This window comes from Acinetobacter sp. BHS4, assembly GCF_018454425.1.
In the GTDB taxonomy this organism is placed as follows: domain Bacteria; phylum Pseudomonadota; class Gammaproteobacteria; order Pseudomonadales; family Moraxellaceae; genus Acinetobacter; species Acinetobacter pittii.
The window spans coordinates 3,149,415-3,173,789 of record NZ_CP075323.1; the positions used below are offsets into that span (position 1 = coordinate 3,149,415).

20 protein-coding genes, 2 tRNA genes and 2 rRNA genes are annotated in these 24,375 nt (G+C 38.7%); 2 read left to right on the forward strand and 22 right to left on the reverse strand.

Translation table 11 applies throughout. The annotated features are described in order from the left end of the window. Nucleotides 1-88: 88 nt before the first annotated feature. From KIP84_RS15155 to KIP84_RS15170, 4 genes are all read right to left on the reverse strand, one after another. Nucleotides 89-880, reverse strand: a complete 792-nt coding sequence (locus tag KIP84_RS15155; RefSeq protein WP_213688838.1) for a class I SAM-dependent methyltransferase — start codon at nucleotides 878-880, stop codon at nucleotides 89-91. A gap of 11 nt (nucleotides 881-891) precedes the next feature. Further along, entirely contained in the window at nucleotides 892-1,557 is a 666-nt protein-coding gene (gene tsaB / locus KIP84_RS15160; protein ID WP_213688839.1) for a tRNA (adenosine(37)-N6)-threonylcarbamoyltransferase complex dimerization subunit type 1 TsaB, read from the reverse strand. Between the two features lie 134 nt (nucleotides 1,558-1,691). Next, entirely contained in the window at nucleotides 1,692-2,219 is a 528-nt protein-coding gene (locus KIP84_RS15165; RefSeq protein ID WP_104080176.1) for a gamma carbonic anhydrase family protein, read from the reverse strand. A 22-nt stretch (nucleotides 2,220-2,241) separates the two neighbouring features. Continuing rightward, nucleotides 2,242-2,868: a CoA pyrophosphatase gene (locus KIP84_RS15170; protein WP_014208431.1), complete on the reverse strand. Its 627-nt coding sequence runs from the start codon at nucleotides 2,866-2,868 to the stop codon at nucleotides 2,242-2,244. A gap of 114 nt (nucleotides 2,869-2,982) precedes the next feature. Here KIP84_RS15170 and KIP84_RS15175 point away from each other — a divergent pair, with 114 nt between their 5' ends. Continuing rightward, complete coding sequence (locus tag KIP84_RS15175; RefSeq protein ID WP_002115876.1) at nucleotides 2,983-3,531, forward strand: NUDIX hydrolase; 549 nt, start codon at nucleotides 2,983-2,985, stop codon at nucleotides 3,529-3,531. Between the two features lie 56 nt (nucleotides 3,532-3,587). On the opposite strand, the gene KIP84_RS15180 is transcribed toward KIP84_RS15175, so the two are convergent. From KIP84_RS15180 to KIP84_RS15205, 6 genes are all read right to left on the reverse strand, one after another. Beyond that, complete coding sequence (locus tag KIP84_RS15180) at nucleotides 3,588-5,531, reverse strand: protein FilF (protein ID WP_213688840.1); 1,944 nt, start codon at nucleotides 5,529-5,531, stop codon at nucleotides 3,588-3,590. Nucleotides 5,532-5,550: 19 nt separating this feature from the next. After that, the gene (gene filE, locus KIP84_RS15185; RefSeq protein ID WP_213688841.1) at nucleotides 5,551-6,801 is read right to left on the reverse strand and encodes a putative pilus assembly protein FilE; all 1,251 of its coding nucleotides are present in this window, start codon (nucleotides 6,799-6,801) and stop codon (nucleotides 5,551-5,553) included. After that, nucleotides 6,795-8,459 (reverse strand): outer membrane protein transport protein, encoded by a 1,665-nt coding sequence (locus KIP84_RS15190; RefSeq protein ID WP_213688842.1) that lies wholly within the window; start codon nucleotides 8,457-8,459, stop codon nucleotides 6,795-6,797. The genes filE and KIP84_RS15190 overlap by 7 nt, the downstream gene beginning before the upstream one ends. A 12-nt stretch (nucleotides 8,460-8,471) precedes the next feature. Beyond that, nucleotides 8,472-9,665, reverse strand: coding sequence for a hypothetical protein (locus KIP84_RS15195; protein WP_213688843.1), 1,194 nt, complete (start codon nucleotides 9,663-9,665; stop codon nucleotides 8,472-8,474). A gap of 45 nt (nucleotides 9,666-9,710) precedes the next feature. Then, a complete protein-coding gene (locus KIP84_RS15200; protein ID WP_060466200.1) occupies nucleotides 9,711-10,544 on the reverse strand; it encodes a C39 family peptidase in 834 nt (277 codons plus the stop codon). 307 nt (nucleotides 10,545-10,851) lie between these two features. Further along, nucleotides 10,852-11,691 carry a DUF6160 family protein gene (locus KIP84_RS15205; protein WP_060466201.1) on the reverse strand — a complete coding sequence of 280 codons (840 nt, stop codon included), beginning with the start codon at nucleotides 11,689-11,691 and terminating at the stop codon, nucleotides 10,852-10,854. Nucleotides 11,692-12,046: 355 nt separating this feature from the next. On the opposite strand from KIP84_RS15205, the gene KIP84_RS15210 reads away from it, so the two are divergent. Further along, entirely contained in the window at nucleotides 12,047-13,399 is a 1,353-nt protein-coding gene (locus tag KIP84_RS15210) for an anthranilate synthase component I family protein (protein ID WP_213688844.1), read from the forward strand. A 3-nt stretch (nucleotides 13,400-13,402) separates the two neighbouring features. Here the strand turns inward: KIP84_RS15210 and hisC are convergent, their stop codons facing one another. From hisC to KIP84_RS15265, 12 genes are all read right to left on the reverse strand, one after another. Continuing rightward, the gene (gene hisC, locus KIP84_RS15215) at nucleotides 13,403-14,488 is read right to left on the reverse strand and encodes a histidinol-phosphate transaminase (protein WP_213688845.1); all 1,086 of its coding nucleotides are present in this window, start codon (nucleotides 14,486-14,488) and stop codon (nucleotides 13,403-13,405) included. Between the two features lie 69 nt (nucleotides 14,489-14,557). Further along, nucleotides 14,558-15,847 (reverse strand): histidinol dehydrogenase, encoded by a 1,290-nt coding sequence (gene hisD / locus KIP84_RS15220; protein ID WP_213688846.1) that lies wholly within the window; start codon nucleotides 15,845-15,847, stop codon nucleotides 14,558-14,560. Between the two features lie 106 nt (nucleotides 15,848-15,953). After that, nucleotides 15,954-16,637: an ATP phosphoribosyltransferase gene (gene hisG, locus KIP84_RS15225; RefSeq protein ID WP_005071248.1), complete on the reverse strand. Its 684-nt coding sequence runs from the start codon at nucleotides 16,635-16,637 to the stop codon at nucleotides 15,954-15,956. Next, nucleotides 16,637-17,893 carry a UDP-N-acetylglucosamine 1-carboxyvinyltransferase gene (gene murA / locus KIP84_RS15230; protein ID WP_002115380.1) on the reverse strand — a complete coding sequence of 419 codons (1,257 nt, stop codon included), beginning with the start codon at nucleotides 17,891-17,893 and terminating at the stop codon, nucleotides 16,637-16,639. Before murA ends, hisG begins: the two co-directional genes overlap by 1 nt. 6 nt (nucleotides 17,894-17,899) lie before the next feature. After that, nucleotides 17,900-18,151 (reverse strand): BolA family iron metabolism protein IbaG, encoded by a 252-nt coding sequence (gene ibaG / locus KIP84_RS15235; protein ID WP_002115399.1) that lies wholly within the window; start codon nucleotides 18,149-18,151, stop codon nucleotides 17,900-17,902. Between the two features lie 138 nt (nucleotides 18,152-18,289). Continuing rightward, a complete protein-coding gene (gene raiA, locus KIP84_RS15240; protein ID WP_005071251.1) occupies nucleotides 18,290-18,628 on the reverse strand; it encodes a ribosome-associated translation inhibitor RaiA in 339 nt (112 codons plus the stop codon). A gap of 167 nt (nucleotides 18,629-18,795) precedes the next feature. Next, on the reverse strand, nucleotides 18,796-20,244 hold the full coding sequence (locus KIP84_RS15245; protein WP_016803219.1) for an RNA polymerase factor sigma-54: 1,449 nt from the start codon (nucleotides 20,242-20,244) through the stop codon (nucleotides 18,796-18,798). 389 nt (nucleotides 20,245-20,633) lie between these two features. Beyond that, nucleotides 20,634-20,748 (reverse strand): 5S ribosomal RNA (gene rrf, locus KIP84_RS15250). 32 nt (nucleotides 20,749-20,780) lie between these two features. Then, nucleotides 20,781-20,915, reverse strand: coding sequence for a hypothetical protein (locus KIP84_RS18935; protein ID WP_017481231.1), 135 nt, complete (start codon nucleotides 20,913-20,915; stop codon nucleotides 20,781-20,783). A 21-nt stretch (nucleotides 20,916-20,936) separates the two neighbouring features. Then, nucleotides 20,937-23,827: ribosomal RNA gene (locus KIP84_RS15255) — 23S ribosomal RNA — on the reverse strand. 340 nt (nucleotides 23,828-24,167) lie between these two features. Continuing rightward, nucleotides 24,168-24,243: transfer RNA gene (locus KIP84_RS15260), tRNA-Ala, on the reverse strand. Nucleotides 24,244-24,298: 55 nt separating this feature from the next. Continuing rightward, a tRNA-Ile gene (locus KIP84_RS15265) sits at nucleotides 24,299-24,375 on the reverse strand.

Consider the following 24,375-nt stretch of genomic DNA (forward strand, 5'->3'; position numbering starts at 1 on the left):
CTGCTAAGAATTTTAGCAATCATGCTTTTGAACTATATCACATATATTTGTGCATTATTCAAGCAATAAAACCTAACCTTACATAAGCCTACTGAAAATACGCATCAAAACGACAAGCATCCCCTTGCCATTGATGAGCTGGCTCTTGATTTGCCAAGAAAATAGCATGGCGTGGCCGCTTAACGACTACACGTTTAGCAACTCTCTGTGCCAAAACTAGCAAATTATCCCCCAAATCCATCTCACCGTCTTCAGGTAAAAGAAGATGTAAAAGCTGCATTTGTTTTTTGACCTGAGCTTGTTTTTTTATTGCTTGTTGATTCTGGTCGCGCTGTGGGAACATCGGGTCAAGATAGACTACATCAACCGTTTTTGCTTCTTGATATAATTGCTGTAAATAGCTTCCAGAGTCAGCAAAGATCAGTTGAATACGATCCATAAATTGACTTAAAAATGGATCATGTGCCGCCTGAGCTTTTGAATCTTCAAGTAAAGTAAATAAAATCGGATGGCGCTCAACGAGCTGGATTTGGGCACCTAGATAAGCCATAAGTAAGCTGTCATGGCCTAAACCCGCTGTAGCATCAACCAGTACCGGTTTTTCACCTAACTGACAAGCACGAGCAATCATTTCCGATTTAAGACTTGCACGTTTTAAACGTGGAATTTCAGCTTTCCAGTCAGGCTGCATTTTCATGCCATTAGCAGATAACCAAAGTCCGTTTTCATCTACACAAAGGGCAATTTCAGGATTGAAGCGTAAAAACCGTGCATTCAGCTTTTCAATTGGCTGTAAATCGACAGTCACACCTCTAGAACAAAGCACAGCTTGGTAGTGCTGTGCTTGTTCTTGAAAATCTTGTTCAAAATATATATGCATGAGTACTGCCTTTATTTTGCTTTACCCTGATCCGCTATTTTTTTCCATGCATCATCACGTAAATAAACTGGCAAAGCATGTTCAGCATCAACCCACTGCTTTTGCGCTGCATAAACACGTGCAATAGAAGCAATATCCTGTGCAGTTGCAGTGATTGTTTGATGCTCTGCATCAACTTGAAGTAGCTTGGCGCCCGAACCAATTAAGCAATGTTTTGCATAAGCAGCTGCTGGCTCATAGCTCATTAATTTTTCTTCATCAATACACTGCATAATTCCTTGTTCATCTAGAACAAAACTTGCAATGTAAACTTCATTCATACGTGCATCGAGCACCGCAGTCACCTGCTCCAAACCTTCAAGTCGGTATGCCGCTTGTGCTAAAGCTTGCAATGTAGAAACGGGAATTACTGGTAAATCTTGTGACCAAGCTAAAGCCTGAGCAACAGCAGCATTAATTCGAACACCACTAAAAGAACCTGGCCCACGGCTAAAGGCAATCGCATCCAAACCAGCAACTTCAAGACCTGTTTGTTGTAGCCCCTGCTCAATCATAGGCAAAATGGTCTGGGTTTGTGCTTTCGCCCGCTTATCGAGTTGAAAAAACAGTTCTTGGGTTTCATCGACTAATGAAATAGAACACTGCTCATTTGCAGTTTCCAACGCCAGCAATTTCATGCACAACCTTAGTATTAAATCAGATTAAAAACGAAGGTTATGATACCCCACTCGGCTCTGATAGGCGAGTTGTTCTCTCTCTAAATAAAAATACCAAGCTTGTGCTTGGCATAGAAAATAACTTATTAAAAATTTTAAAAGTTGAACTCTTTCAAATCTGCATAGTTCTTAAAGTGTTCAGCATAATGTAGTGCACTCAATCGTATTTTGGCCGCGCCATCTTCATCTAATGTTTTGACAATTTTACCAGGTGAGCCCATCACCACTGAGTTATCTGGAATTACTTTCCCTTCAGGAATTAAAGCATTAGCACCAATAATACAATTTTTACCGATTACAGCCCGATTTAAAATTACGGCGTTCATACCAATCAAACTATTATCACCAATCGTACAACCATGCAGCATGACTTTATGACCGACTGTAACGTATTCACCAATATTTAGCTCAAGTCCAGCATCGGTATGTAAGACAGAGTTTTCTTGAATATTAGAGAAATCACCAATTCGGACTACACAGTTATCAGCACGAACTACTGCACCAAACCAAATACTGACCTGACGACCTAATTCCACTTGCCCAATAAGTGTTGCAGTTGGAGCAACCCAGCCATCCCATGGCTCATGTAATGCTTTTGGGTGCTGTCCTTGATAGCTATACATCATAATTTATCAATCCTGATCTTTATTTTTTATGAGAAAACTTTGGCATTCCAAAGGTTGGTGAGTTAAGTAAAAATGGCCAATCTTTTTGATAACCCAATCCATATTTAAACAGAGCAACCAACATACGAGCAGTTAAACCCCAGATAATTTCATTATCAATCTGTAAGCTTGGGAAATATAAAGACTGATGAGCATACCGAACTTCATAGGGTGTCGGACGCGTCTCGATAAGCTGCTGTAACGGGACAAAGAAAATTCGATCAATTTCGGTAGGCTGAGGTATTAAAGTGACCTCAGGAGGAATAAGCCCAACGATCGGTTTTACAGACAGCCCACTTCTTGCACGTTGCATTGGCAAATCGCCGAGTAACTGCACATCAAAAGGGTTTAAAGCTGTCTCTTCCTGAGCTTCTCTTAAGGCCACCACAATATTACTGGTATCACTAGGGTCACGCTTTCCACCTGGAAAAGAAACTTCCCCCGCATGGTTGTTCATATGTATTGAACGGCGTGTAAGCAGTACCTTAGGATCATTCTCATTCGTAATGGCAATGAGTACTGCAGCTTGTGCTTCTTGTATGCGGGTGGAAAAGCGCAATCTTTGCTGTAACTTTTGTGTTAGCAAGTGCTCTTCCATACCATTCACCTATTATTTTGTCTCTCTTTGCATCATATCTGAAAATCAAAGTTAGGGAATAGAGTTGATGCGTAAGTCTAAAAATTCAGTTATGCTGAGGCATCTCTATACTCGATGATAATTATGAGTTTCTGTGTAGCGTGTGGGCATAAAACCGAACAAAAAATTCCTTTAGGTGATCATAAAGTACGCCGTGTTTGTACTCATTGTGGAAATATTCATTATGAAAACCCCAAAGTAATCTGCGGTGCCTTAGCGTTATGGGAAGACAAAGTATTACTTTGTCGTCGTGCGATTGAACCTCGTTATGGCTTATGGACATTACCTGCTGGTTATATGGAATTGTTCGAAACCATGGAACAAGGTGCAGCACGTGAAACTCGTGAAGAAGCAGAAGCCGAGATAGAAATAGAACAACTTTATTGTATGTACAATATTCCGCGTATTGGTCAAATTTATGTTCTTTTCAAAGCACAGCTGAAAGATGGCATTTTTGGTGCCGGTGAAGAAAGCATCGAGAGTCGTCTGTTTGAAGAACACGAAATTCCATGGGGTGAGCTTGCCTTCCCTAGCGTCGAACATACATTAAGACATTATTTTGAAGATCGTAAAAAACAAGTATTCCCAACACATCTTGAAACTTTGGGTACGCGTTTAGATCATACGGGTTAATCAATTAGATAATAAAAAAAGACCGCTAAGCGGTCTTTTTTTATTTGTTTAATATGTTAAGACTTAGTTTTAATTGCTTTACAAGCTGGAATAGATTGATCCGCTAGTTTCATTGTTACTGTGCCAATAATACGTTCTGCTAATGCCTTTTCTTCATCAGTTGGAGTTACGTTCTCAAGCGCATTATAACTTGCTTGTGTAGCTGCATGAGCGTTATACCAACTAGCTGGCTTCTTTACTATCTCACCATTATTAAGATCAATACTATTACTATCTACTTTATTTGCGAGCAAATTAAATAGATTCAATTTTGCAGTTCCTGCGGATGGTCCGATGTATGTCAATCCAATCATCGCACCATCAATATTCCCAAATTTTGGATTTGCTAAAATCATACGTATATAGACTGAGCGATCAGATCTTGCCGGATTATTTAAAGTCACAGCAGTTGTACCAATACGGTATTGTTGCACACCCAAACTATCAATCAAGTTATTAGCAGTGACTGTAGCACATTGACCTGACATATCAGTGTTTGTGGAATTTGGCTTAATATCAGTTCGGATATCGCCATGCTCATCAATAACAATACCTAAATTTACAGGTTGGGCGCCTGTTTGCTCAAAATTAAAAGTTAAAGTTGCATAGAGTGGAAAAATATAATTTTCTCCAGTTTTAACATTACCTGCAGTTTTAAAAACACTACTTTCTAAGAAACTAATCTTATTCCCTTTATAAATATCTACTCCCCCGTTATAGTTTTCTCCACTCAGATTTTGCTTCCAACGACCATAATGTTTCGGATTTCCAGTATTAAGATTCGTCAAGCTTTTATATACAAACTCATTTCCAGCAATAGCATAGTCATTAAATAATTTGCCTTGATAAATTTGTAAATCTTCATTTGGATTATCCGATAAACTTAAAAGAAGAGGTGTAGTTGATTGGATTTCTCTGCTGATCGGATGAAGCCAAGTATTTTGTGCCTTAACATTCATTTTGACTGGTTTAACATTCCTTAAAAGATTTAAAGGATCCGTTAAATCTTTTTTTACCCCATTCCATTGTAATCCATATCCTAATGTATAACCTTGACGGTCTGCCAATAAATACATTGAATTTACACTTTGCCGTAAGTTAGTAGAAGTACTTGCTTCGCAATTATCGTAAGAGTTGAGGTTACACCCCCTGAATAAAAAGGCTTTAAGAATATCTGTCGCTTCATAAGTTCCGGCATTACTTAAATTAGTTGTTTGCACTACTAATTTATATGCCTGATCATCTGAAATTGGACTGATATCTAGCCAAGGTTTTAAAAGGCTTGCATAAGCACCACTTTGAAAGTCTGCTGTCGTTATATTTTGTGAGAGCTTAGTAAGCAGATCTTTTTTCTCCTCTGTGATTTCTGTTGGTTGTATATCTCCAATCAGATTATCACCTTTTTCAAAACCAATACTTTGGAATACCCTCACCAAAGCAATTGCAACTTTAATTGTTTCATCATTTTTATCTTCTAAATTGGCAGGAGTTTTACCTGTGATCCCACTTGCCAAATCTAATAGCCTTAAATACACGGGTAGTGATGTTTTTTTAGTTCCATTATTCACAAAAGCTGTATATTTTCCTATTGTATCTAGTTTCACACTGCCCAAGAAAATCTGTTTATCACTTTTACCTTGTAAATAAAAACGTGCAGTATCACCAACTTTACAAGTCCCCGTAACCAATCCCTCTGAAAGTGTAGTGACAAAATGCTGTCCTATGGCCGTACTACAATCAAAATTAACTCCTGCAACAGGATAATCCAATGCAAACTCAAAGCAATTTGAATCTCTACTCGAGTTACCGCTTACACTTGGTTTACAACTACCAGAAGTTAGGTCTCCATCATTACCAACCGAGTTTGGATCTTCATTAATATTGGAACCACCACCACCACAACCATTTAACATCAGTGCTAGAGTAGTCACTGCAAAAGGCCAGAAAACTTTTTTATTCATTAGCTATCCTACTTATTTTTTAACGTAATACCGAAATTTGAATTTGTCCCTGATTTGTTAACTCTTTTTCTTCAACATCTACCGCAGAGGATAAAGGGGTCATCATGATATATTTTGCTGAAGGTGGTACTTTTAAAACACCTTGAATCGATGCATGCTGTAATATCGTAGAAGGATAAGATCTGCTTTTGAATCCACTTACACCCTCTAAGATACAGCCTTTATCATCCAAAAAAATGACTAAAGGCCAGTAATATAAGGGTTTTTCATTGCTAGCAGCAAATGATAGAAACTTTAAATTTTGAACAGAAGGATCTAGTTTGACGACCTCATATTCAAATTTTTCTTTTAATGGCTTCCGCGGCCACAAATTTACTTCTTTATTTATACTAAGGGTCTTAATTGATTTGGTATAACCTTTAACAAAACATTTATCTTGTTCAAAAGCCCTCTCTAATTCTTCTGAGGATAAGCGCATATATGTTGAAGCTAATACAACAGCGGTTTGCTCATCTTGAGAGTGTCGATTAAAAAGCTGATCTAACGTTGACCGACTAACACCTTTTTTCCGTTCTATTGATTCAGTTCGCCCTAGGCCATCCGGCATAAGATAAAACCGTTTTTTACCCTCTATATTGAATTCTTGATCTTCAAGAAATTCACTATTTACATAATCCACACCATCAATAGTTGTAAACTTAGACTTATCTTTTAAAGAGTCTGACGAGGATGGAGCTTGAGAAGAACTTCTTATTGGTGGTGGAACTAAAGTAAGCTTTTTCTTCCATTCATCATTAGGAACTGATTGGGATTTTTCTGTTTCAAGAGATTTCGTTTTCTTCACAGGGATACTTAATTCGCTAACACTTATAGCACTTTCGCTAGTATCTTTGGGTGCAGTCGGTGCAGTCGGTGCAGTCGGTGCAGTCGGTGCAGTCGGTGCAGTCGGTGCAGTCGGTGCAGTATTTAATTTCTTTTGTTTTTGCTGTTCTATTTTTTTCGGTAAATCTCTGTACTCTTTCTCTTTAATAATTATTGGATCTGGGATAATCACAGCCTCATTAAGTGAATTTTGAGGATTTATTTCTATTTTAGAAGTAGACTCTTTTTTTTGCTCAATATTTTTACTAGGTACGATCATAGGACGACCATCTGGACCTATAATCGTATAAAAACCATCTGCATAAGATAAAGAAATACTTGCCATCACAATACTTAATATTGAGACAGCAAGTTTAGGGCGAAACATCCATTTATATTGTCTTACCATTTTGTTCTATAACTCAAACCAAGCACTGTAACTTTAGTATTTGTTTTAACATCTAAACCAGCATAAGGGTTTAATAAGATATTATCGACACCGCATTTATTAGATAAAGTACTTGTACAGGCTGGTATGTTGTCTCGACTGCGTAAGAAACCAACTGAAAGATCTAAATCCGTATCGGTATCGAAACGATATCCAACTCCCAGACCAAACAATTGTGCATTATTAATCGGGACCATTGTATTACGTTTATCATCAGGGATAGCACTAGCACGTGGTTCATAACCAGCACGCAATTTCAACCGATCTGTAGCAGAATATTCTAGCCCAATCCCCCAACTCCAAGGTGAAGTAAACTTTAATGGCAATGCTAAAGACTGTGGAGTTACCTCATTAGATAGAATTCTCGCCACTTGAAGTAGTGAAATTTGGCGATCAAATTCAAATTTAAATTTATCCCATGCGGAATAGTCTGTCCAACCTACATCAAAATTCACTTGTAAATCTGGTAGTAATTTATATTTAATACCTGCTTGAAAATGGGCAGGGTATTCCAAATCCATTGCTACTAAACCAGACTCTATATTGGGGATATATCCAGGTAACTGTAAGACTGCTGAGGCAACGCTACCAGTAGTTGATGAGTTAAGTCCAGCAATAAGCTGCTGTGGAGCTTTTGCATTATCTATTAGGTACTTACCTTTCAGTCGCATTTTAGCTGAACTTTGATAGACCATACCGAAACTAAAATCATCAGTTGGTTCCCAAAGCAACCCCAAGTTATAGCTAGGACTCAATGATTGCTCTAATGAAACCTGTAGCGCACCCATTTTGTTAAATGGATTCATTCCTTCTTGAGTATTACAAATACCTAATAATATTAGATCTGTAAAAAATTCCTTATTATTTTTAAATGGTCTACAAACTACTTCATCAACCATCCTTAGTACACCAATCATTTCATTAGGGAAACGTAAGTCTGTGTTTAGGGCTATCGCATTATAGGACATACCCACTGAAGCACCAATTGATAAATGGTCATTTACCTGATAACCAAAAGACGGAGATAAATATGTAATACGCTCTACAGCAACTTGTTGGCCCATATAATTACTTGGGTTACCATTTTCCGCACCAAAACCTGCAACTAATGGTGCATACATTGCTGTTGCATAAGTGACTTTTGAGCCTGGAGGCTTATAAGCTATACCAGCTGTAGGTGCAACTAATGGATAGCCGGCACCTAAATCAACCATTTTTTTAAGAATGGGTACATATAAGCTGGCATATTCCACATCACCACGTACAGGTCCTTTGAAATCGGTACATATACCAACGGAAACCTCTGGCCCATCATTACACACAATAGGGTCATCTGAATAACCAAAAACGTTATATCCAGGTGGTGCGGAATATTCTCTTTGAATATCAAAGTTCGCTAAAATTCCTTGTACATCTGTCTGCAAGCCATCAATTTTTGCTAAAGCCGCTGGGTTAAAGTGAACTGCACTAATCCCTGGAGGATCTGCTGTCACCGCATTTCCCATCGAGAGTGATCGAATATCAACAGCTAGGTTTTGTCCTAATTGAGCATTGGCAAAGCTAGAGAAACCGGAGATAACAATTGCCGCGGTTAAAGGACATAGTTTAGGATATTTCACCTTAATATCTCCTTATTTTTGCTTTTTGCCAAAACCTAAAATATCTAAAGGGAAAGATAGACCAAGCGAAATATCTGGTGCATCTTCTGTTAAACCAATACCCACCGTACCATTGACAATCGTTTCAGGTGATACACGTACACCTAGAGCAAATGAGAGCATCGCACTACTTTGATCTGGTGAAGTGTAAGATTCGTTGCCATTATCAAATTCAAATTCAGCATTCATGTTAAAACTTTGCTGATAGGACATTGTTAATGAAACGTCATAGTTAAATGAGTAAGCAAAACCGAAAGAAAAACCACCGCTAATGCCAGGATCAAATGAGGTTAAAGTTCTCGTCCCATTTTTTCCTCCCCCTCGCTGTTGATCTAAACCAGATTCTTTAAAACCATAATTAGCAGATGCGGAAGCGAATAAAACGACGGGATCGATATACTTACGAGTACTTGCTCCTACTCCTACAGAGTAATAACCTTTACCCGTAGAGAGCTCATCTAAGCCTATCTCATACGGACTATCACCCGTTTTGGTGGATAGGCTACCAAAAAGAACTAATGGTAAACGTCCTTGCTTTAAAGGAAATGGCTCCCAACGAGCACCCAAAGCAATATCACCCAAACCAGCAGTAGTTTTATCTTTAATAATTTCAGACTTTGCAACAAAAGGTAAAGTTGCTGAAAGAGTTAAGTTATCAAGTACACCATATTGAAAAGTAAAACTATTTGTTAAAGTATGGTTTGCATCTTCTTCTACACGTAAACGATTGAGTTGAGAAGAATTATCCGATAAAGCTAAGTCAATTCGAGTATCACGATAATATGTATAATCAAGGTCATAATAAGAAGATATAACCCCTTTTTTAATTAATGAGTATTGACGCTCATTTGAAGTAAATACTTCTTGTAAATTTGTTTCTTGACTCGCATCACCTTCTTTTTTCTGTAAAGCAGTAGCTGCTTGATTTGCTTCTGGAGTAGCTGATGTAGGTGCAGATTCAGTGATTCCCCCCTCTGTGGTCGGAGCTGTTTTCTGTTCTTGCACTGAATTTGTTGTTGGCATTACTTCTGGCTTTGTACTCACCTCAGGAACAGCTACACTATTTTGTGTACTCGCTTCTGCAACTTGATCATCTGCATAAAGTGTATCTGTAATGGCAATTAAACTTAATGCCAACACACTCATCTTCATCCATCGATTATTCATATTTCTTCCCACCCAATCTATTTATTTTACTAAATTAAAATTTGACTATTTACGCTTGTAATAAAGACGCATATAAGTTTCTATCGGCTGATTATATGTTGGAGAATGGTTATCATTATCCAAGACGCGACGCATCGTTGAAGCTTTGTTTGCTAAACGGTCATAATTAAATGTTGGATACTGCACATCAACAAAAGCATACCGATTGACTGTTGCATCTTCTACATGACGCATATCAGCTTCTTTTAATGCTAATAGATCTTTACGCTGAGATTCAGGAACAGAAATAACAAATAAAGTATTATTGTCCCAGATTTCTTTAAAACGATTTTCATCAAAGCTGATATTTCCTAAAGCAGGATCAGCTACATATACTCTTCCATCTTTATAAGCTTTATATACGACGAAATGTTTAAAACCAGCATATGAAATAGGAACGATTGCAGGTTGACCAAGTTTAACTAAATCAGAAAACTCTCCCCGATAACCGCCACTCTCTAAACCAATTGCAGTAACGAAACGCTTCATATCAAGTAATGAGAAACTTCGACGCTCAATAATACGTTGATATTCGCCGTACTGTAGTAGACCACTCATGGTCTGCTGTTCAGTCAAACTCGTCCCCACATAACCATTTAAAAGTGTAGTAAGAGCAGCTGAACCACAACTATAGTCATAAGCTTGACGAACAATACCTCTGAACTGATCTTCTACAGCTGGTTTAATCGTGACTGGTTCAATATGACTACGGCGAAAAGATAAATTACGTGAATCGGCGGTTTCTGTATAATAAACAGTTCCCGGTGGCTTTTTTTCTATTTCGAAGGCTTCTGTCGCAAAGTAATATATCAATGCCGAGCCTAAAGCAATCTCTAACATAAGCACTTGGTCTAACTGGTGGCCTAACTGGCCTTATTCATTTTATTCTTAGAGCAATAGCTCTACATCCCTGTGTGTTGAAGATACCTTTTTTTTCTGTAAAAAACAGCTTTTTTTTAATCTTTTTGATGAATGTATAGTTTTACTCTATTTAAATTGTTAATTAATTCTCACTTCGATTAATTTCTTATCTAGATATATAATATTCATATAATAATTTTAAATTAAACAACTATATTAAAACCTCTTTTTTCATTTAATAAAAAAAGCGCGTATTAAACGCGCTTTTGTTTTTTGACTTTTAAAATTAGTGTCCAGAAATTGTAATTGTAGAGTTAGCAACATTTAAGCCTTGAACTTCGACATCGCCAATTGAAGCAGCTGTACCCAAATGTACACCTTGTAAATATACATTCATTGCTTGAGTACTGTTGTTTTTAATTTCTAGTCCTGTTGTTTTTACAGAAATACCAGCATTTACATCTAGATCACCTGTAGCATTAGCGCCACGTACCATGATTTTGTCAAGTTTGATGGTACCACCGCCAGCAGCATCTTTAATACCAAGATTAGAGATATTTAAGCCACCCTGCAAACTTGAATTCACTTTAATCATTGCACCTTGAGGAGCGGCACCTAACTGGATATTTGCAGTAATTTTACCTAAAGACAAATCTAAACCAGTAATGATTTCTGTTGGCGCTGTTTCAGTGATACCACGAGTTGCTGTAGTTTCATTTACAGTACCAGAAGTACCCACACCAATTGAGCCAACATGCACATCAACAGCACCAACCGTTGCCGCAACGTTTAAGAAAGCACCGTTAGTACCAGAAGCACCATTCGTGTCAATTGCTAAATTTAAAAGTGGATCAGTACCTGTTTGTTTAAGAGTGATACCATTAATTGCGATCGCACCCGCAGTACCTGATGCACCTACAATTCCTGTTGCAGTACCCAAACCATCATTATCATGTAAATATAGTTTACTGATATTAATACCGTCAGTACCTAAAGCAATACCGATATTAATACCATCTTGACCTGTAGCAGCACTAAGCGCAGCATCGTCCATTGACTGCATTGCCATTGCATTTGCGCTGATAGCTAAAGAAGAAACTAAAGCAAGTTTAGTGAACATTTTCATTGAGCACTCTCCCAAGAGCATTTATTTTTTGACTTAACCACTCTCATTGTCTCAAATTGCATTTTTCTTTATATGGCAACCGAAACTTCCAATCCTTGAGCGGTTTTGCTTAGCAATTACTAAATTACATCTACGTTAATTTTTGTTCAACTAGTGTTGTGCATTTTTTGCCAACTACCCGACAAACGGTACACTCAAGTTTTTCTACATAAACCTTGCTAAAAACAATAAATTCTTAGTTAAAATTTCGTTCATTTTATCAGCAAAAAGTTTAGTACTTAAAAGACTTTCTCCTGATGAAGTACAACTTATAGTAAACTAACTACTCTCTCATTAAACACTCTTTTATTTAAAAATGTCTCAGTTAAAGAAAAAAATCTCTTTATATAGTAAAAATGCTGCCGATATTTTAAAAAAATTAGATGGTTTAACTGGGCTTATTTATTTAAATGACAATAACAACCCAACTATTGGATTTCTTCCACAATATTATATTATTATTCAAAATGAAAATTATTTAGAGTTTGAGCGCCAAAATTTCAATGAATATAAAAATAGATCAAAATCAAATCAACTTTTAGATTTCATTCAATTTAAAGAAAATAATTTAAATAAAAATATTGAATCAATAACAAGTTTTATGGGTGGTTATATTGGTTTTATCAGCTATGATTTCAGTGCACATCAATTTATTAATGGACAAAATCATATACAACCTTCTCTATTCCTAGGCCAATATCGATCTTTTTTAAAATATATAGATAATGATTGGTATTTTTTTAGTGATGAAGAAAATGCAATTGATCTATTCTCATATATTGAAAATAAAATAGAGAATTTTGGTTCCAACAACTCTAAAAATACATTTGAATTAAAAACCACTATTCAACCAAGATGGTCTAAAAAACAATATTTCGATGCTTTCTATAAAATACAAGAATATATTAAGGCTGGAGATTGCTATCAAATTAATTTAACCCAAGAGTTTAAAGCTAAATTTTCAGGATCCTTATTAAATAAAGCTAAAGATTTATGGCAACTTACAAATGCTCCATATGCAGGTTATTTAAAATTAGATGATTTTGAATTATTAAGTTGCTCTCCCGAGCTTTTCATTGAGTTCAATCAAAATAAACAAATTAAAACTAGACCTATTAAAGGCACAATGCCTCGCTATGAGAATGCAGAAAAAGATTTTATTTCTAAACAAACCTTAAAAAACTCTCAAAAAGACCAAGCAGAAAACGTGATGATTGTCGATTTATTACGTAATGATTTGAGCATTTATGCCAATACAGGATCTGTAAAAACAACAAAATTATTCGAGATTGAAAGTTTTAATCAAGTACATCACATGGTAAGCGAGATCGTTGCGACCCTTAAAGATGATATTAATCCCATGCAAATGCTGCTCTCTGCCTTACCAGGAGGTTCAATCACAGGAGCTCCCAAAATTCGGGCAATGCAGATCATTGAAGAGTTAGAGGAATCAGCAAGAGGTGCATATTGCGGCACATTGGGCTATTTCAATTTTGACGGAACAGGCCGCTGGAATATTCTCATCCGTAGTTTTCAACAATATCAGAATCAGCTTTCTTTATGGGCAGGTGGTGGTATTACAATTGCATCAAATGCAGAAGCAGAATATCAAGAAAGTCTTGATAAAGTCTCTGCTATGCTGAACTTGATGAACAGCACAGCAGAGTAAAATTTAGAGAATATCTTCTTTTAATGTCTGTACTAAACGTTCATTTTGCTCATCAGTTCCTACAGTAATTCGCAAGAATTGATTAATACGAGGCTTATTGAAATAGCGCACAATAATGCCCTGATCACGTAATTGCTGTGCAAGCTGACCTGCATCATGCGATGGATGTGAAGCAAAAATAAAGTTTGCTTTAGAAGGTAAAACTTTAAAGCCCAAAGCAGTTAATTCATCTACTAGCTTTTCACGACTAGAAATAACTTTTTGACATTGTTCTTCAAAATAAGTTTGATCTTCAAAAGAGGCTACCGCTGCTGCAATTGCAAAACGGTCAATAGGATATGAGTTAAAACTATTTTTGACAGCTTCAAGTGCAGCAATTAAATGAGACTGAGCAATCGCGAAGCCAACGCGTAAACCTGCAAGAGAGCGAGATTTTGAAGTTGTTTGACACACAACCAGATTCTCATAGCGATTTACTAAACTCACTGCTGATTCTGCACCGAAATCAACATAAGCCTCATCAATGACAACCACCCGATCTGGATTCGCTTTTAAAATTTGTTCGATTTCTGGTAAACCTAGTGCAATACTTGTTGGAGCATTAGGGTTTGTAATAATAACCCCACCATTTGGTTGCACATAATCTTTAACTTCTATCTCAAAATTATCATTGAGTGGGATTTCTTTAGTCTTTGTACCAAAAAACTGACTATAAACTGGATAAAAGCTATAAGTGATATCTGGATAAAGAATTGGTTCATCTTGAAGAAAAAATGCTTTAAAAATATGAGCAAGTACTTCATCTGAGCCATTACCAACAAAAACTTGCGAAACTTCAATATTTTGTTGCTTAGCAATCGCATGTTTTAATGCCGTAGCATCTGGGTCTGGATATAAACGCAATGCATCAGCTTGATGAGTTAAAACAGCTTGAACTGCTTCAACTACTTTTGGTGATGGCGGATATGGATTTTCATTTGTGTTGAGTTTCAATAAATTCTGAATTTTAGGCTGTTCGCCAGGAACGTACGGCTCTAACTCACGAACTTCTGGACTCCAAAAGCGCATTTGTGCTGTAGATAAAGTCATGGTCTTATCTCAAAAAAGGGCTGAAAATCAGCCCTGAGTAATAATTAAAAAACTACAAGGTTTATAAGCTTATTGATAACGATAGCGAGCTGAGCATGCATGGGCATCTAAGTTCTCTTGGACAGCTAAGATGTCGGCTGTTTTGGCTAACGATTTGACTCCATCTTTCGAACACATGATTAAGCTTGAACGTTTTTGGAAATCATAAACACCTAATGGAGAAGAAAAACGAGCAGTTCCAGAGGTCGGTAATACATGGTTTGGACCTGCACAATAGTCACCAATTGCTTCAGGTGTATAGCGCCCCATGAAAATTGCTCCAGCATGGCGAATATCTTCACTCATAGCCTCGGCATCATCTAAGCAAAGTTCCAAATGTTCTGGTGCAACTTGATTAATCAAATCAATTGCTTCTGCACGGTCCTTTACTAATACCAAAGCACCACGGTTTTCAATCGAAGTTCTCGCAATGTCTGCCTTTGGCAATTCATTTAAATGGTTTTCAATTGCCAACTCTACCGCATTAAGCAAAGCTTCATCAGGAGTAATGAAAATAGCTTGAGCAACTGTGTCATGTTCAGCCTGAGATAAAACATCCATAGCTAACCAATCTGCATTATTTTCACCTTCTGCATATACTAAAATTTCAGAAGGTCCAGCAATCATATCAATACCAACCTGACCGAATACAGCGCGTTTGGCAGCCGCCACAAAACGATTTCCAGGGCCAGTAATTTTATCTACAGGTGGAATAGTCTGAGTACCATAAGCAAGCGCTGCTACAGCTTGAGCTCCCCCAATAGTGAATACTCGACTCACTCCTGCAAGGTAAGCCGCAGCTAGAACCAATGGATTTAGTTCACCGTTTGGTGCAGGAACAACCATAATAATTTCAGGTACACCAGCAACATGGGCTGGCACTGCATTCATTAAAACTGAAGACGGATAAGAGGCTAAACCACCTGGTACATAAATACCCACACGGTCTAGAGGTGTGACTTTTTGTCCTAATGTATTACCCAAATCATCTATATAAGTCCAGCTCTCTTGTTTCTGAGCTTCATGAAATGAACGAATACGCTTTGCAGCTAACTCTAGAGCATCACGAATTTCTGGGCTTAAATTATCAAAAGCAGTTTTAAGTTGTTGTTGAGATAATTCTAAATCTGAAAATTGATGCGCAGGATGTCGATCGAACTGTTGAGTAAGCTTTAAAACATGATCATCACCATGCTGACGAACATCGGCAATAATTTGATCTACTGTTTGCACTAAATTAAGATCATTTACAGTTTCAAATGCTAAAAGCTCAGCAAAAACCTGTTTGAAGTTCTGATCTTGAGTCGATAAACGTCGCATCAATTTACCCACAAGGCGAAAAAGAAAAACCAAGTTTACTCTTTTTCTAAGCGCTTGTGGGCATCATCTGAAGCAACTATCACAAAAGCATGATGGGAAATTGCTTTTAACGTGATTGAACGGCTTGCTCAAGCTGTGAAATGATTGGATTTAATAGAGTTTGCTTACGTTTAAAACTAGCTTTATTTACAATTAAACGTGAAGAAACTTTGCAAATTTCCTCTAATGGCTCAAGACCATTCGCTCTTAGCGTATTACCAGTGTCGACCACATCGACAATGTAATCACCCAAACCCACCAAAGGCGCTAACTCCATAGAACCATAGAGTTTGATCACATCGACTTGCTCACCTAAGCTTGCATAATACTGACGTGTAAGATTGACGTATTTCGTGGCAATTTTTAAACGGCCTTTTGGACGTTCCATTCCCACTTTACCAGCAGTCATTAATTTACACTTAGCGATTTTCAGGTCAAGTAGCTCATATACATGCTGAGCGCCATGTTCCATCAACACATCTTTGCCTGCTACACCTAAATCTGCTGCGCCATTTTCTACATAGGTAGGCACATCAGATGCACGTAAAATCAAAATACGTACTTGCTTATGCGTAGTAGGAAAAATCAGTTTGCGGGACTTTTCCGGATCTTCGAGCAAATTAATACCCGCTGTAGCTAGTAAAGGTAACGTCTCTTTTAAGATACGACCTTTACTGAGTGCCAAGGTCAAACCATGATCAAAATTGCCCATCACATCAAAATTAGGATCATCGTTTCTTACATCATTCATTAACTTACTCGCTTAATTTTGGCACCTAAACCTTGAAGTTTCTCTTCGACATGCTCATAACCACGGTCAATATGGTAGATACGGTCAATTAAAGTATCTCCTTCTGCCACTAAAGCTGCCAAAACTAGAGAGAACGAAGCACGCAAATCTGTTGCCATTACAGGTGCAGCCTGTAAAGTTTCTACTCCAGTCACGACAGCATCATGACCTTCAACCTGAATATTAGCACCCATGCGTGACAATTCAGGAACATGCATAAAACGATTTTCAAAAATCGTTTCAGAGATAGTTGCAAATCCACGACCAATAGCATTTACAGCCATAAGCTGAGCTTGCATATCTGTTGGAAACTCTGGATGTGGCAAAGTTCTAAAACTTACAGCTTTAGGGCGTTTGCCTAACATATCAAGCTCGATCCAGTCATCACCACGAGTGACTTCTGCACCCATTTCTTCAAACTTATCCAAAACAGATTCAAGTAATGCAGGGTCGGTATGTGTAGTTTTGACACGACCGCCCGTAATTGCCGCAGCTGCCAAATAAGATCCCGTTTCGATACGATCAGCTACCACAGCATATTCACAGCCATGCAAACTTTCTACTCCAGTTACAACAAGAGTATCAGTATCAAGTCCTTCAATCTTAGCGCCCATTTTAATGAGCATTTGAGCAAGGTCAGTGATCTCAGGCTCACGAGCTGCATTACGAATAGTCGTAACACCATCAGCCAGTGCAGCAGCCATCAAGATGTTTTCAGTACCACCTACGGTAACCATATCAAAAACAACTTCGCCGCCTTTTAAACGACCTTCAACTGAAGCATGGACATAACCATTTTCAACTTCAATATGTGCACCTAAAGCTTCTAAGGCTTTTAAATGCTGATCAACTGGACGTGATCCAATTGCACAACCACCTGGTAAAGAAACTTTCGCATTACCGTAACGCGCTAATAATGGTCCTAAAACCAAAATTGAGGCACGCATTGTTTTTACTAGCTCATAAGGAGCAAACTGATTATCTAAAGTAGAGGTATCAGCTTTTACTGTGTCATTTTCATAGCCGATTGTAACCCCTAAACCACCAATCAACTTGACCAAAGTATTTACATCTTTAAGATTTGGAACATTAGTGATCGTAATTGGAGAGTCTGCAAGAATAGTTGCAGCAAGTAATGGTAAAGCTGCATTTTTAGCACCAGAAATGCGCACTTCCCCGTCGAGCTTAACACCACCCGTAATTAAAAATTTATCCATTAATATTTAAGCTCCGAAAAGGCTTGCTTTACGCCATTCATCTTTGGTCATTGCACGAATTGTTACCGCGTGAACTTCGCCACTTGCAATATAAGTATTTAATGGTGCATAAACTAATTGTTGGCGAGCAACAGTACGCTTACCGTCAAATTGATCATCCACAATACGGAGGTCAAATTTTCCGGCCTGTCCGCTCACCGCTACTTCCGCTTCAGGGAAAGCTTCTTTTAAAATTTGAGTGAGCTGTTCACTATTCATTGCAAAGACCTCTGACACAACCTAAGGTGTAAAACGAAGTATTTTACTATAACTTTTTCAAAGAATTCAGTACGTGTTTATATTTTATCAATAAAAAAGAGGCTATGTTTCAAGCCTCTTTCAATTATATAAAACTTATTAAATAGAAACAGCAACTTGCGAATAAGTGCACTGCATTTTCCGATATTTTAATAATTGTTTTTTTAATTTTTCAGTTAGTTTTTTAATTGAAGTATACATATCATCAGCAGTTGCCTGAGCAAACAACTCAATTCCCGGCAATCTTACAATAGCCTCTGCAACATGGTTCGAACTACCTTTATGAGAGCGCTTATCAATTTGATGATCTTTTGTTAATTTAATCTGCATACTATTCACCTGATCTAAGTGTTTTGTTAACTGATTAAATTTTGATTTAATATTTTCTTCTATAGCTGGTGTAATTGCTAAATGATGTCCACGAATCGTTATTTGCATAATTCTATCCCTCACCTTTTTTAGGTTATCTAAAGAAGAACTAAAACGATTTAATGCTATCAAAAAGAAAACTTAGAACAATTAAACCATTTTAGTTACTCTCTTGGTGAAAATGAAATTTCATTATTTCGTCATAATGAATCTCTAGAATAGCCATACTTCAAAATTCAGATCAAGACTTTTCTTTCAGACGACGAAGGAATATGTAACGATTCTCGATATTTTGCGACCGTTCTTCGAGCCACTTCAATTCCCTCATCCTTTAACAATGTAGCAATTACATTATCTGACAAAGGCTTACGTGGATTTTCGTTGGCGACTAGTTTCTTAATCATTGCCCGAATTGCGGTGGAAGATGCCTCTCCCCCTGCTGTTGTTCCTACATGGCTAGAGAAAAAATATTTCAACTCAAATAGACCACGAGGCGTAAGCATATATTTATTTGTAGTTACACGAGAAACTGTAGATTCATGCAATTCGACTTCTTCTGCCACGTCTCGAAGAACTAGCGGCTTCATCGCTTCCGGGCCTATTTCCAAAAAAGCTTTTTGATGCTCTACGATACAAGAAGCTACTTTTAATAACGTTTTATGCCTTTCATCAATACTTTTAATAAAGTTTTTCGCCTCAAGCATCTGGTTACGTAAATATAAATTATCCTCACTCTGATCTGCTCTACGAATCATACTAGAGTAAAAAGAATTAATTCTTAATTTAGGAAGTACATCTGGGTTTAGCTGAACCTGCCAATGTAAATCTTTTTTTGAAACTACTACATCGGGAATTTGATAATCAGATTCTTGCTTATCAAAATCCATACCAGGATAAGGTTTTAACGTTTTTAAAAGATTGATTGCAAACTTTAATTGGTCTTTCGTTAAACCAGTTTGTTTGAGTAATTTATTAAGATCATTGGCTATCAAAAGCTCATAATACTGTAATAGATTTTTTGCCTCATTTAGATATTCAACATCTTTGGGCAGAAACTCTAGCTGTATTTTTAAACATTCCGCTAAATTACGCGAACCGATCCCTAAAGGATCAAGTCGTTGAATGTGTTTTAAAACAACTAAAACCTCATCTTCTTCGATCTCTTCCTCAATATCCATTTCATTTAATAATTGTTGTGCCGCTAAAATTATTTCTTCAATTTCAGCATCTAAAAATCCCTTATCATCTAATGCATCAACAATACAATAAGCAATTAATTGATCTATTTTAGAAAAATGCAAAAGGTTAACTTGTTCTAGAATATGTTCCTTTAGCGATAATTGAACTTGGCGATTATCCTCTCGCTCTTCAAATTCTGGAGTAGCCAAAGCTGTTGATTGATGGGTATACACATCATCCCACTCAGTATCAACAGGTAAATCATCAGGCAAATGATCTGCATTTAGCTCAGTCGTTAAGTCATCCGATTCTTTATTTTCTAATGCAGCCAGACTCTCCGTTAGTGATTCTTCTTCTATTTTTTCAAGTAAAGGATTACTATCTAGTTGAATCTGAATTTCCTGTTCAAGCTCTAAACTAGAGAGTTGTAACAAACGAATCGCCTGCTGCAATTGAGGTGTTAACGATAGAGAATTCGCTACTTTCAATCCAACAGATAATTTCATATTTTTCATTTTCCATAAAACAAGCAAAAATCATGCCTATTCAATATTTATAACATATAGTCTCTATTTGTCATACATATCCAACTGAAATTTGTAGAAGAAAAAAGAGATTTTTCCAATTATAAAAATAATCTTATTAAATTAATTCTATCAAACATAATTCCCATATGATGTCAGACGCGAAATCTTGTTATTAAAAGTTGATTAAGAGGAGCTAGTTCTCTTTTAATTTTTTCTAATTGATTACTTTTCGGTTGTATAGTTTTTCTATTAAATTTAAAGATTCAAGTCATAGCTTACTATAGTATTTTTATATTTATTTCCCACACATATATTTTAGGCATAAAAAAACACCCCCATTCTTGCGAATGGGGGTGTTTGTAATAATGAGCTGGCGATGACTTACTCTCACATGGGTAACCCCACACTACCATCAGCGCTAAGAGGTTTCACTTCTGAGTTCGGGAAGGGATCAGGTGGTTCACTCTTGCTATGGTCGCCAGCACAACTGTTTATGGATACTTGCTTCGTTTTATTCACTGTGTGATACGTTGCGTTTTCCAAATTTTTACAGATGGGCTGATTGAATCTGATTTTTCGTTGTTCATTTTAGCTAAGTGTTTAACTAAATCAAGTTGCTTTGCATGTTTATGAATCGATTGATGCTTCATATACAACTGCTTGGGTGTTGTATAGTCAAGCCTCACGAGCAATTAGTATTGGTCAGCTTCACATATCACTATGCTTCCACATCCAACCTATCAACGTCCTAGTCTCGAACGGCTCTTTAGAGGAATAAATTCCTAGGGAAATCTTATCTTGAGGTAGGCTTCCCGCTTAGATGCTTTCAGCGGTTATCCCTTCCGAACATAGCTACCCGGCGATGCGACTGGCGTCACAACCGGTACACCAGAGGTTCGTCCACTCTGGTCCTCTCGTACTAGGAGCAGATCCTCTCAAATTTCCAGCGCCCACGGTAGATAGGGACCGAACTGTCTCACGACGTTCTAAACCCAGCTCGCGTACCTCTTTAAATGGCGAACAGCCATACCCTTGGGACCTGCTTCAGCCCCAGGATGAGATGAGCCGACATCGAGGTGCCAAACACCGCCGTCGATATGAACTCTTGGGCGGTATCAGCCTGTTATCCCCAGAGTACCTTTTATCCGTTGAGCGATGGCCCTTCCATACAGAACCACCGGATCACTAAGACCTACTTTCGTACCTGCTCGACTTGTGGGTCTCGCAGTTAAGCGCGCTTTTGCCTTTATACTCTACGCGTGATTTCCGACCACGCTGAGCGCACCTTCGTACTCCTCCGTTACTCTTTAGGAGGAGACCGCCCCAGTCAAACTACCCACCAGACACGGTCCTCGTCCCGGATAACGGGACAGAGTTAGAACCTCAACATTACCAGGGTGGTATTTCAAGGACGGCTCCATTGGAACTAGCGTTCCAACTTCAAAGCCTCCCACCTATCCTACACAAGTAAGGTCAAAGTTCAGTGTCAAGCTGCAGTAAAGGTTCACGGGGTCTTTCCGTCTAGCCGCGGGTACACTGCATCTTCACAGCGATTTCGATTTCACTGAGCCTCTGCTGGAGACAGCGCCGCCATCATTATGCCATTCGTGCAGGTCGGAACTTACCCGACAAGGAATTTCGCTACCTTAGGACCGTTATAGTTACGGCCGCCGTTTACTGGGGCTTCGATCAAGAGCTTCGCTTACGCTAACCCCATCAATTAACCTTCCAGCACCGGGCAGGCATCACACCCTATACGTCCACTTTCGTGTTTGCAGAGTGCTATGTTTTTAATAAACAGTTGCAGCGGCCTGGTTTCTGCGGCTGTCGTCAGCTCAGGAAGCAAGTTCCATCACCAACAACAGCGTACCTTCTCCCGAAGTTACGGTACCATTTTGCCTAGTTCCTTCAGCAGAGTTCTCTCAAGCGCCTTGGTCTACTCGACCTGACCACCTGTGTCGGTTTCGGGTACGATTCCTGTGTAACTGAAGCTTAGAGACTTTTCCTGGAAGCATGGTATCAGCCACTTCACTGTACAAGTACAGCTTGCTATCGGATCTCAGTATAGAGTACCCCGGATTTGCCTAAGATACATACCTACATCCTTCCACCTGGACAACCAACGCCAGGCTGACTTAACCTTCTCCGTCCTCTCATCGCATTACACAGAAGTATTGGAATATTAACCAATTTCCCATCGACTACGCCTTTCGGCCTCGCCTTAGGGGTCGACTCACCCAGCCCCGATTAACGTTGGACTGGAACCCTTGGTCTTTCGGCGAACGGGTTTTTCACCCGTTTTGTCGTTACTCACGTCAGCATTCGCACTTCTGATACCTCCAGCATACTTCTCAATACACCTTCATCGGCTTACAGAACGCTCCCCTACCACTTGACTAATGTCAAATCCGCAGCTTCGGCACATAGTTTTAGCCCCGTTACATCTTCCGCGCAGGCCGACTCGACTAGTGAGCTATTACGCTTTCTTTAAAGGGTGGCTGCTTCTAAGCCAACCTCCTAGCTGTCTATGCCTTCCCACATCGTTTCCCACTTAACTATGATTTTGGGGCCTTAGCTGGCGGTCTGGATTGTTTTCCTCTTGACTACGGACGTTAGCACCCGCAGTCTGTCTCCCGGATAGTACTCATAGGTATTCGGAGTTTGCATCGGTTTGGTAAGTCGGGATGACCCCCTAGCCGAAACAGTGCTCTACCCCCTATGGTATTCGTCCGAGGCGCTACCTAAATAGCTTTCGGGGAGAACCAGCTATCACCAGGCTTGATTAGCCTTTCACCCCTATCCACAAGTCATCCCCTGGCTTTTCAACGACAGTGGGTTCGGTCCTCCAGTTAGTGTTACCCAACCTTCAACCTGCTCATGGATAGATCGCCTGGTTTCGGGTCTATACCCAGCAACTAAACGCCCTATTAAGACTCGATTTCTCTACGGCTCCCCTATACGGTTAACCTCGCTACTGAATATAAGTCGCTGACCCATTATACAAAAGGTACGCAGTCACACCACGAAGGTGCTCCCACTGCTTGTATGCATGCGGTTTCAGGATCTATTTCACTCCCCTCACAGGGGTTCTTTTCGCCTTTCCCTCACGGTACTGGTTCACTATCGGTCAGTCAGGAGTATTTAGCCTTGGAGGATGGTCCCCCCATATTCAGACAAGGTTTCACGTGCCTCGCCCTACTCGTCATCATTATGTGTGCCCTTTCGTGTACGGGAATATCACCCTCTACGTTCGCACTTCCCAGAGCGTTCCACTAAAACACACATAACTTAATGGGCTGATCCCCGTTCGCTCGCCGCTACTGAGGGAATCTCAATTGATTTCTTTTCCTAAGGGTACTGAGATGTTTCACTTCCCCTCGTTCGCCTTGCAACACTATGTATTCATGTTGCAATACCTACCTTAAAGTAGGTGGGTTCCCCCATTCAGAAATCTCCGGATCAAAGGATATTTGCCGCCTCCCCGGAGCTTTTCGCAGGCTATCACGTCTTTCATCGCCTCTGACTGCCAAGGCATCCACCACATGCACTTAATTACTTGACTATACAACCCCAAACAGTCGATGTTACCTACAAGTTAGTAACTTCAACATTTCAGTTTAGAGTACTGTGTATTTAAACACTGTACAGCTTCAATCTAAATTCATATACCAAAACGCTTGATTCAGTTAATTTGCTAGTTCTCAATTCATCTAGATTAATTGCTTAATCTAAACTCTTGAGTGAACAATTTATTTCAGACTCAATTTTGCCAATCTGTTAATGAATAAACATGCCTTCGTCAGGTCATGCTTAATACCGTGATACTTAAATCACAGAAGTTAATAAACCAAGATCTAAATCTCTATTTACTAATTTCTGTAATCCGAACTTCTCTTAAGTTCTGGTGGAGACTAGGAGAGTCGAACTCCTGACCTCCTGCGTGCAAAGCAGGCGCTCTACCAACTAAGCTAAGTCCCCAGCTTACATCATCAGTCATGTATCCTTTATCTATAACTTCAACCAATCAAAGTCATGGTGGGTCTGACAAGACTTGAACTTGTGACCCCACGCTTATCAAGCGTGTGCTCTAACCAACTGAGCTACAGACCC

Coding starts and splice junctions, on each gene's coding strand:
- KIP84_RS15155 (WP_213688838.1), bottom strand. CDS start 880: ATGCATATATATTTTGAACAAGATTTTCAAGAACAAGCACAGCACTAC.
- tsaB (WP_213688839.1), bottom strand. CDS start 1,557: ATGAAATTGCTGGCGTTGGAAACTGCAAATGAGCAGTGTTCTATTTCA.
- KIP84_RS15165 (WP_104080176.1), bottom strand. CDS start 2,219: ATGTATAGCTATCAAGGACAGCACCCAAAAGCATTACATGAGCCATGG.
- KIP84_RS15175 (WP_002115876.1), top strand. CDS start 2,983: ATGAGTTTCTGTGTAGCGTGTGGGCATAAAACCGAACAAAAAATTCCT.
- KIP84_RS15180 (WP_213688840.1), bottom strand. CDS start 5,531: ATGAATAAAAAAGTTTTCTGGCCTTTTGCAGTGACTACTCTAGCACTG.
- filE (WP_213688841.1), bottom strand. CDS start 6,801: ATGGTAAGACAATATAAATGGATGTTTCGCCCTAAACTTGCTGTCTCA.
- KIP84_RS15195 (WP_213688843.1), bottom strand. CDS start 9,665: ATGAATAATCGATGGATGAAGATGAGTGTGTTGGCATTAAGTTTAATT.
- KIP84_RS15200 (WP_060466200.1), bottom strand. CDS start 10,544: ATGTTAGAGATTGCTTTAGGCTCGGCATTGATATATTACTTTGCGACA.
- KIP84_RS15205 (WP_060466201.1), bottom strand. CDS start 11,691: ATGAAAATGTTCACTAAACTTGCTTTAGTTTCTTCTTTAGCTATCAGC.
- KIP84_RS15210 (WP_213688844.1), top strand. CDS start 12,047: ATGTCTCAGTTAAAGAAAAAAATCTCTTTATATAGTAAAAATGCTGCC.
- hisC (WP_213688845.1), bottom strand. CDS start 14,488: ATGACTTTATCTACAGCACAAATGCGCTTTTGGAGTCCAGAAGTTCGT.
- hisD (WP_213688846.1), bottom strand. CDS start 15,847: ATGCGACGTTTATCGACTCAAGATCAGAACTTCAAACAGGTTTTTGCT.
- hisG (WP_005071248.1), bottom strand. CDS start 16,637: ATGAATGATGTAAGAAACGATGATCCTAATTTTGATGTGATGGGCAAT.
- murA (WP_002115380.1), bottom strand. CDS start 17,893: ATGGATAAATTTTTAATTACGGGTGGTGTTAAGCTCGACGGGGAAGTG.
- ibaG (WP_002115399.1), bottom strand. CDS start 18,151: ATGAATAGTGAACAGCTCACTCAAATTTTAAAAGAAGCTTTCCCTGAA.
- raiA (WP_005071251.1), bottom strand. CDS start 18,628: ATGCAAATAACGATTCGTGGACATCATTTAGCAATTACACCAGCTATA.
- KIP84_RS15245 (WP_016803219.1), bottom strand. CDS start 20,244: ATGAAATTATCTGTTGGATTGAAAGTAGCGAATTCTCTATCGTTAACA.
- KIP84_RS18935 (WP_017481231.1), bottom strand. CDS start 20,915: ATGAAGCATCAATCGATTCATAAACATGCAAAGCAACTTGATTTAGTT.